The organism is Arthrobacter sp. AOP36-C1-22, assembly GCF_052377515.1.
Classification (GTDB): Bacteria; Actinomycetota; Actinomycetes; order Actinomycetales; family Micrococcaceae; genus Arthrobacter_H.
In genome coordinates, this window is sequence record NZ_JBQSWW010000048.1 from 1 (window position 1) to 9,152 (window position 9,152).

Annotated in this window: 8 protein-coding genes and 1 pseudogene; 4 read left to right on the plus strand and 5 right to left on the minus strand. The window is 67.3% G+C overall.

What is annotated here, in order from left to right:
* Nucleotides 1-15 precede the first annotated feature (15 nt).
* From ACT3S6_RS15530 to ACT3S6_RS15545, 4 genes and pseudogenes are all read left to right on the plus strand, one after another.
* Nucleotides 16-1,200, plus strand: a complete 1,185-nt coding sequence (locus ACT3S6_RS15530) for an isochorismate synthase (RefSeq protein WP_444555713.1) — start codon at nt 16-18, stop codon at nt 1,198-1,200.
* Nucleotides 1,197-2,867: a (2,3-dihydroxybenzoyl)adenylate synthase gene (locus tag ACT3S6_RS15535; protein WP_444555714.1), complete on the plus strand. Its 1,671-nt coding sequence runs from the start codon at nt 1,197-1,199 to the stop codon at nt 2,865-2,867. Before ACT3S6_RS15530 ends, ACT3S6_RS15535 begins: the two co-directional genes overlap by 4 nt.
* A gap of 11 nt (nt 2,868-2,878) precedes the next feature.
* Nucleotides 2,879-3,484, plus strand: a pseudogene (locus ACT3S6_RS15540) (isochorismatase family protein); the annotation flags it as partial.
* Nucleotides 3,485-3,490: 6 nt separating this feature from the next.
* Nucleotides 3,491-3,721, plus strand: a complete 231-nt coding sequence (locus ACT3S6_RS15545; RefSeq protein ID WP_444555719.1) for a phosphopantetheine-binding protein — start codon at nt 3,491-3,493, stop codon at nt 3,719-3,721.
* Here the strand turns inward: ACT3S6_RS15545 and ACT3S6_RS15550 are convergent.
* From ACT3S6_RS15550 to ACT3S6_RS15570, 5 genes are all read right to left on the minus strand, one after another.
* On the minus strand, nt 3,718-5,037 hold the full coding sequence (locus ACT3S6_RS15550; protein ID WP_444555715.1) for a deoxyguanosinetriphosphate triphosphohydrolase: 1,320 nt from the start codon (nt 5,035-5,037) through the stop codon (nt 3,718-3,720). The genes ACT3S6_RS15545 and ACT3S6_RS15550 overlap by 4 nt on opposite strands.
* Nucleotides 5,030-6,172, minus strand: coding sequence for a tRNA dihydrouridine synthase DusB (dusB, locus tag ACT3S6_RS15555; RefSeq protein ID WP_444555720.1), 1,143 nt, complete (start codon nt 6,170-6,172; stop codon nt 5,030-5,032). Before dusB ends, ACT3S6_RS15550 begins: the two co-directional genes overlap by 8 nt.
* Before the next feature lie 119 nt (nt 6,173-6,291).
* Nucleotides 6,292-7,203 carry a GNAT family N-acetyltransferase gene (locus ACT3S6_RS15560; protein ID WP_444555716.1) on the minus strand — a complete coding sequence of 304 codons (912 nt, stop codon included), beginning with the start codon at nt 7,201-7,203 and terminating at the stop codon, nt 6,292-6,294.
* 75 nt (nt 7,204-7,278) lie between these two features.
* Nucleotides 7,279-8,664, minus strand: a complete 1,386-nt coding sequence (locus ACT3S6_RS15565) for a glycine--tRNA ligase (RefSeq protein WP_444555717.1) — start codon at nt 8,662-8,664, stop codon at nt 7,279-7,281.
* Nucleotides 8,665-8,767: 103 nt separating this feature from the next.
* On the minus strand, nt 8,768-9,152 hold a 385-nt coding region (locus ACT3S6_RS15570; protein WP_444555718.1), incomplete at its 5' end, for a DMT family transporter.

The following is a 9,152-nucleotide window of genomic DNA, read 5'->3' on the forward strand; positions in this document are numbered from 1 at the left end:
CCTAGGAAGTCAATGATGAGTACGACCACCGACACCCTCCGCGTGGCACCACCCCGGAACGAACACGCCGCCGCCCCATCGGGGCGCGGCACGGTCACCGCTGTCCGGACCGCCCGATTTGTCTCCCCCGGGTTCACCGGACAGGTCAGCGGAGCCCTGAATCTGGTCCCTTCTCCCGATTTCGAGGACGCGATCGCCCGGGCCTTCGAGACGCAACCCGATGCCGATGTCGTCATCGGCTGCCTGCCCTTTGACGCCACCGAGCCCGCCGTCTTCATCTGCGGTGCCAATGAGGCATACTCCGGCGCCACCGGCGATGTGGCCCCGGACAGCCGGACTCCCCGCATCCAGTCCCTCGTTGAGATCCCGGACGTGGCCGGATACGAACGCCGCGTCGAAGAAGCTCTGCGGTTGATTGGTGACGGACAGCTCGAAAAAGTCGTCCTGGCCCGTTCCAAGCTGGTGGCCGCCGATGGCCCGATCGACCCCCATGGGCTCCTGGAGCGGCTCCTGTCCTCCTCCGAAAATGGTTTCGGCTACCACATCCCGCTTGAACACGGGCGCTCCTTCGTGGGCCTGAGTCCCGAACTCTTGCTCGAACGAGACGGCTCCTCCGTCAGCTCCCACCCCCTGGCCGGATCCCGCCCGCGGAGTGGCGAGGACAACGAAGACCGGAAACGCGCCGCAGACCTGCGCACCTCGAGCAAGGATGCCCGTGAACACGGACTGGTCGTCGACGCCGTCACTTCCGGTCTGGCCCCGAATTGCTCCAATGTACGTGTCGAGGCCCAGGACACCACCACGACGGATTCCATGCTCCATCTCGGCACCTGGATCCGTGGGGACCTCTCTGCCCCCGGGACCTCGGGTCACCGGCCATCGGCCGCCGCCCTGGCCCGCACCCTGCACCCCACCCCTGCCGTATGCGGCACGCCGACCTCCGAGGCCCGCGCCCTTCTGCGACGCTTTGAAGCTAGCCGCGGCTACTTCACCGGCGCCGTCGGCTGGCAGGACCGCGCGGGAAACGGGGTGTGGGTGGTCGCCATCCGTGGGGCCCTGGTCGACGGCCCCACGGCCCTCATTTCGGCGGGAGCCGGCATCGTCGCCGGCTCCGATCCCCGATCGGAGGCCGCGGAGACCGGGGCCAAGTTGCGCACCGTCCTCGCGGCGCTGGGGCTCGGGGAAGGCGGCAATCGATGAACCCACAGACCATGAACTCAGCGACCCCCCTGCTGGCCGCCGGTGGCCGGCCCTGGCCAGCCGAAGCAGCAGCGGCCTACCGCCGTGACGGGTACTGGACCGGAGAACGGCTGGATCGCATCGCGGAGGCCGCGATCCGAGCCACCCCGGATCACCCTGCAGTGGTGGATGACCACGGACAGCTCAGCTATGCCGAGCTCGGCGCCCGGATCAGCCGACTGGCTGCGGTGTTCTCCCACCGGGGGCTCACCGATCGGGACCGGGTCATCCTCCAACTCCCGAACCGAATCGAACTCGTCGTCTGCGCCCTGGCCCTGATGCGCATCGGAGCCATTCCCGTTTACTGTCTGGGCAGCAGTCGTGAACGCGAGCTCACGGCCGTCGCCGACCGGGCGAAGGCCGTTGCCCTCATCGTTGGCGACATGACCGCGGACTACGACGCTGCCCGGGTCGCCGCCGACGTGGTCGAACAGGTCGCTTCAGCCAGGTGGGTCATGACCGCGGAGCAACTCCGCAGCGCCTCGATCACCGGCCGGGAGCTCGAGCAGACCTACCGCGTCTCGGGGACGGACGACATCGCCTTCCTGCAGCTCTCCGGGGGAACCACGGGTCTGCCCAAACTCATTCCCCGCACCCACGACGACTATCTGTATTCAATCCGCCGGAGCAACGTGGTGTGTGGACTGACGCCCCAGGACGTCTTCCTATCGGTGATCCCGGCCGTGCACAATTTCCCGATGAGCTCCCCCGGCTTCCTGGGCGTGCTGCTGGCCGGCGGCACCGTGGTCCTGACCGAAGACCAACTTCCCGGGGCCGTATTTGATCTCGTGGCCCTCCACCGGGTGACGGTGGTCCCGCTCGTTCCGCCGCTGGCGCATCTGTGGGTCAACCATGCCGAGCTGGAACCTGACGCCATCGGACAGCTCTCGAGCCTGCGGCTCCTGCAGGTCGGTGGCGCCAAGCTGGTCCCCGAACTGGCCCGACGGCTCATGGAGCTGGTCCCCGGGACTTTGCAACAGGTCTTCGGCATGGCCGAGGGACTGGTCTGCTATACCCGGCCCGACGACGATGCCGACACGGTCATCGGCACGCAGGGCCGGCCCATGAGCGCTGCCGACGAGATCCGGATCGTCGACGAGCAGGACCGCCCGGTCGCCTCTGGGCACCGCGGCCACCTGCTGACCCGGGGCCCCTATACGATCCGCGGGTACTTCCGGTCACCGGAGGCCAACCGCCAGGCGTTCACCGAGGACGGTTTCTACCGCACGGGTGACATCGTGCGACAGCGCGCCGACGGCTCCCTCATCGTCGAGGGGCGGTCCAAGGACCAGATCAACCGCGGCGGGGAAAAGATCTCCGCCGAGGAGGTCGAGGACATCCTGCTGGCCCATCCCGCCATCGACGATGCCGTCGTCGTGGCCGAGCCCGATGAATACCTCGGCGAACGCAGTGTCGCCATCATCGTCCCGGCACGTGCGGGCACCAGCGCGAATTCCGGAGTGGACCGGAAGTCGATCGCCTCCCATCTGCGGGACTGCGGCGTCGATGTCATGAAGGTTCCCGATCGGATCGAGACCACCGAACAGTTCCCCGTCACCGGGGTAGGAAAAATCAGCCGGGTTCGCCTGCGGACACTGCTGCGCGAGCAAAGGAGCACCAACGCATGAGCACCAACACCATGGACACGACGAACCTCGAAATCCCCGAGGCGCTTCGCTACGACTTGCCGCGCTGGGACGGGGTGAACCGGGTAGGCGATTGGATCTCCTGCCCGGAGCGCAGCATCCTCCTCGTTCACGACATGCAGAACCACTTCGTGGATAAGTATGCTGCTGACGCCGAACCGATGGACACCGTTCTGGGGAACATCGCCGAGCTCATCGCCCAGGCACGCCTACTGGGTATTCCGGTGGTTTACAGTGCCCAGCCCGGCGACTAGGATCCCGACGAACGTGCCCTTCTGACCGATTTCTGGGGCTACGGCCCTCGCACCGCGGATACCGGGATCGTGGGGTCCCTGACTCCCGCGGACGCTTCCGAAGTAATGCGCAAATGGCGCTACAGCGCTTTCCAGCGCACCGATCTGCTGGAACGCCTGCGCGCGGAAGGGCGCGACCAGTTGGTCATCACCGGGGTCTATGCCTTCATCGGCTGCTTGGCCACGGCCCTGGAGGGATTCATGTCAGATGTCCAGTCCTTCATCGTCGCCGATGCCGTAGCGGATTTCACCGCCGAGGACCACGCCCGGGCGTTGGAATGGGTTTCGGCACGCTGCGGCGTCGTGACGACGATGCAGCACCTCGGCGGCCAGTGGAAGCTGCAGACCGTGATCCGCGAGTCCGCAGCCCTGCTGGGCATTCCCGCCGCGGAGATCACTGCCGACTCCGATCTGGCCGATCTGGGTCTGGACTCGGTGCGGTTCATCCAGTTGGTCATGAAGCTCAAGAAGCAGGGCCTGGACGTCCCCCTGGAACGTCTGGTCCAGGGCGGACCGGTCTCGGGCTGGCTGAAGGAGGTCTAGAAGAGCTCGAGGCTGAAGGAATGGCCCTGCACCAGGGTGGCGTGCCATTCCTTGGCGGAGGAGTCCGTCAGGCTCGCGACCTGGTCGATGACCGCCCGCAGCCGGCCGGCATCGTCGGTGGCGCTGGCCCAGTCCTCGGCGAAGAGCGGTTCGAGATAACGGTCCCCGGTGTCCTCCAGCAACCCGACCAGTTCACCCAGCACCTCGAGCTGGCGCTGGTAGATGGGCTGGCGTTCCTGGCTGGTCATCACGTAGGCGGCGGCGAGCCCCTTCATCGCGGCGATCTCGTGATCGGTTTCCTCGGGGATGATGAGGTGGCCGTTGAACCGGGTCAGCCGGGTCGGCCCATAGACCGCCCGGGTGGCGTCGAAGGCCGACTGGCAGAACCTGCCGATGAACTGGCTGGTCATGTCCTTCAATGCGGCTGCGCCCTTGCGGGACTGGTCGTAGTGCTCGACCCATTCACCGGTGGCCTCCAGCCGGGCCAGGGCGCCGTCGATGGTCGCGGTATCGACCTCGGGCAGATACCAGCGTTGGGTGCAGTCGATGACCCGCGCCCGCTGGTCCGCATCACGGATCCACCGCAACTGGAAACGGCCGGCCACGATCGCGTCCTCCACATCGTGGACCGAATAGGAGATGTCGTCGGCCAGATCCATGACCTGGGCCTCCACGCATTTCTGCCGCGGCTCCGGGGACACGGTGGCACCGCCGTCGTGCCCCGAGCGCAGCCAGTCGAAGACGGGCAGGTCATCTTCGTAGACACCGAATTTTCCGGTCTGCCGGCCGTTGACGATGGGGGCCTCGCTCCGCCGCCACGGATATTTGCAGGCGGCGTCGAGGGTGGCACGGGTCAGGTTCAGACCTGCGGGTTCGCCGTCATCACGGAACTTCTTGGTTTCCAACCGGGTCAACAGCCGCAGGGTCTGGGCGTTGCCTTCGAATCCGCCGATGCCGGCGGCCAGTTGGTTCAGGGCCTTCTCGCCGTTGTGGCCGAAGGGCGGATGCCCCAGGTCGTGGGAAAGGCAGGCGGTGTCCACGACGTCGGGGTCGCAGCCCAGGGTGGCCCCGAGTTCGCGGCCGACCTGGGCGACTTCGAGCGAATGCGTGAGCCGGGTGCGCACGAAATCATCGGACATGGGGGCCACGACCTGGGTCTTGGCCCCCAGCCGGCGCAGTGCCGAGGAGTGCAGGACGCGGGCCCGGTCGCGTTCGAAGCTGGTGCGGTAAGCGAGCTTCTCCGGTTCGCCGACCCAGCGTTCCTCGTCGAAGGGCGTGTAGCCGGCCGGGCTGCGGCGGGTCTGCCGCTCAACCACCTGACACGTCCAGTTCGGCGGCGGAGATCATCGCACGGTGCTCCTCGTCCATGGACCTGCTGTCCAGCCACCCGTCGGGCAGATGCGTGCGTTTCGGCGATCCCGCCCGGCCGCGGGGGCCTTCGGCGCTGCCCCCGGGGTAGGGCACGTCGGCATCGAGTTCAGCGAGCAACTCGGCCAGCGAGTCCAACGTCTCCACGGCGGCCAGGGCCGCCCGCAGGTCCCCGCCGACCGCGTAGCCCTTGAAGTACCAGGCCACGTGTTTGCGGATGTCCCGAAGCGCCTTGCCCTCGTCCTCGAAGTACTCGACCAGCAGTTCGGCGTGGCGTTGGAAGCTGGTGGCCACCTCGGCCAGCCCGGGACGGAACCGGCGATCGAATCCCTCGAAGGCGGCCTGAAGGTCCCCGAAGAGCCAGGGCCGGCCCTGGCAGCCACGGCCCACGACGATGCCGTCGACCCCGGTCTGCTCGACCATGGCGACGGCGTCCTCCGCGCTCCAGATGTCCCCGTTGCCTAGCACGGGGATATCGGGCAGGGCGTTGCGCAGTTCGGCGATCGCGTCCCAGTCGGCCTTCCCGGAATAATGCTGGCCCGCCGTGCGCCCGTGCAGGGCCACGGCGGCGACGCCGGCATCACGGGCGATTTTCCCGGCCTCGATGAACGTCAGGTGGTCCTCGTCGATGCCCTTGCGCATCTTGATGGTCAGCGGGACGTCCCCGCGGGCTGCTTCGCGGGTGGCGGCTTGGATGATGGAGGTGAACAGATCCGTCTTCCACGGCAGGGCTGCTCCCCCACCGCGCCGGGTGACCTTGGGGACCGGGCAGCCGAAGTTCAGGTCGATGTGGTCCGCGCGGTCCTCCTCGACGATCAGCCGCACCGCGGCGCCGACGGTGGCCGGGTCCACCCCGTAGAGTTGGACCGAGCGGATGCCTTCGTCGTCATCGTGGGAGATGATCCGCAACGACTGTTCATTGCGTTCGACCAGCGCGCGGGAGGTCACCATCTCGGAGACGAACAACCCGCCGCCGTACTCCCGGCACAGGCGCCGGAAGGCGGCATTGGTGATGCCGGCCATCGGGGCCAGGACGACGGGGGTGTCCACCGTGAGATGGCCCAGTTGCAGCGGGGGCAGCATCAGTTGGGGCGGGGTCGGGGTATCGGGGGTAATCACGCTCACGACCCCATTGTGTCAAGAACGGGCCGATCCTCCGAATGCCGCCGCCGGGAAGGGCCCTCCCCGGCGGCCTGGGTGCATTAGTTGGCGACGATGATCGTCGTGGTCACCACGGTCGCCGATCCGGCGGTGATCAGTTCATCGGTCAGATCCGCGAGCGGGGCCATGGCGTCGTCGACTTCGAGCTTGACCGGGTACTGGTGGGCCAGCATGGCCAGCAGACCGCGGACCGCCTCACGGGCCTCGGAGTCGGAAAGGGAGGGGTCCCAGCCCATGAGCACATCGGCCGGGGCGTCGACGCGGTCGGGCTCGTAGCTGATCGCGAAGGAGAGGATCTTGCCGCCGGATTCCTTGGGCTTGTCGCGCAGCACGATGGCGCCCTTGGCCCCGGTGGCCTCGTTGAGCAGCATGGTCTGGGCACGGCCCAGGGTCATCTGCGCCCGGTCCCACTCGTGGACCGCGTTGTAGAAGTCCGCGACCACCTGGGAGAGCTCCACCGACCCGGTGGCGGCCTCCTCCAGGGTCAGTCCTTCGTCCTCGAAGACCGGCAGGCGCAAGGAGTCCGGTTCCACGACGACCCCGCGGGACCTCTGGATCTGTTCCTGGCCGAGGGAGACCGTGAAGGCGGCCGCTGCTTCACCTTCGGCGCCTTCGACCGTGTACCTGGACTTCAGTGCGGTGACCCCCGACGGGGCCGGGAATTCGCGCAGCCGCCGCAGCAGTTCGGTGGCGACCCCCTGGCGGCGCAGGCCCGGGGCGACCTCCACGAAGAACCACAGCCGGTCGGGGTGCAGCGAGGACTCGAACAGCGTGCCGGCGCCGACCGGGACGCCCTCGTCGACGGCGACGAGCGTGCGGGCCCACGGGTCATCACCATCGGCACGGAGCATCGTGCGGTCGATATGGGCCTGTGGTGTGGATGGATCCCCGAGGATCTCCAGGAGGGCCAGGTCGTCGCCTTCTTGCCACGGCCGGTAGGTGAGGTTGCTCATGATGCTCCTGATGCGAGTTGGAGGTGGTGAAACGACTGCGGGCCGGCCACCGTGGGGTGGCCGGCCCGTGGGGGCTCAGGCGCCGAGTAGACGCGTGGCCAGGTAGGACTTCACCTGGTCCAGGGCCACTCGTTCCTGGTTCATGGTGTCGCGTTCACGGATGGTCACCGCGTGGTCCTCGAGCGTGTCGAAGTCCACGGTGATGCAGAACGGGGTGCCGATCTCATCCTGGCGACGGTAGCGGCGGCCGATGGCCCCGGAATCGTCGAAGTCCACGTTCCAGTGCTTGCGCAGCTCGGCGGCCAGTTCCTTGGCTTTGGGGGTGAGTTCCTCGTTGCGGCTCAACGGCAGCACCGCGGCCTTCACCGGGGCCAGCCGCGGGTCCAGCTTGAGCACGGTGCGCTTATCGACGCCACCCTTGGAGTTCGGGGCCTCGTCCTCGGTGTAGGCATCCACCAGGAATGCCATCATCGCGCGGGTCAAGCCGAAGGAGGGCTCGATGACGTAGGGGGTGAACCGCTCGCCGGTGGCCTGGTCGAAGTAGCTCAGTTCGGTGCCCGAGCCTGCGGTGTGGGCCCCCAGGTCGTAATCGGTCCGGTTGGCCACCCCCATCAGCTCGCCCCATTCGGAGCCCTTGAAACCGAAGCGGTACTCGAAATCGACGGTACCCGCCGAGTAGTGGGCGCGTTCCCCGTCGGGGACGTCGTACTGGCGCATGTTCTCCGGGTTGATGCCCAGATCCAGGAACCAGGCCCAGCAGGCGTCGATCCATTCCCGGTACCAGTGCCCGGCGTCTTCGGGGGCGGTGAAGAACTCGATCTCCATCTGCTCGAATTCGCGGGTGCGGAAGATGAAGTTGCCCGGGGTGATCTCGTTGCGGAAGGCCTTACCGATCTGGCCGATGCCGAACGGGGGCTTCTTGCGCGAGGTGGTGAGCACGTTGTTGAAGTTCACGAAGATGCCCTGGGCGGTTTCGGGGCGCAGGAAGGTCAGCCCGGCTTCGTTGTCCACCGGGCCGAGGTAGGTCTTGACCAGGCCGGAGAAGAGCTGCGGTTCGGTCCAGCCGCCCTTGTTCCCGCAATCCGGGCAGGCGATCTCCGACATGCCATCGACCGGGTCGCGCTTCTTCTTGGCGGTGAAGGCCTCGATGAGGTGGTCTTCGCGGTGGCGTCGATGGCAGCTGGTGCACTCGACCAGCGGGTCGGTGAAGGTCGCCACATGCCCCGAGGCCTCCCAGACCGCCTTGGGCAGGATGACCGAGGAGTCCAGGCCGACCATGTCGTCGCGGCCGCGCACGAAGGACTGCCACCACTCGCGCTTGATGTTTTCCTTCAGTTCGGTCCCCAGCGGGCCGTAGTCCCAGGCGGAGCGGGATCCACCGTAGATCTCACCGGCCTGGAAGACGAAGCCGCGCCGTTTGGCGAGGGAGATGACCTGATCGAGCGGGGACTGGGGCGCCATGAATTCAACTCCAATGGTTTACGAGGCCGCTGGTTGCGGTCCGTAGCGGGGTAACAATATCGGCCAAGCCTAACGTGATCGCCGTGTCCGCAGGCAATTTCACCTACCGGCGCCCCCGCGTGGGCCGGGCCAGCCGTCCGGCCGGGACGCTGGCCAGGACGACGGCGGCCAGGGTCAGCAGGGTGCCCAGCAACGTCGCCACGGCGATGACGGTGCCCGGGGCCGGCAGGATCAGGTCGATGGCCAGCGAGCCGACGAGTTGTCCGGCGATCATGCATAATCCGGAGATCAGCACGCCCAGGGATTTGACCAGCAGGGCGCCGATGGCGATGAACACGCAGCCGAAGACCCCTCCGGTGTAGAGCCACCATTCGGCGGGGAAGGACAGCTGGTGTTCACCCCCGAGGGAGCTGAGGCCCCACAGGATGAACAGGGCGGTTCCCCCGACGAGGAAATTGACCAGGGTGGCGGTGATGGGGGTGCCGTAG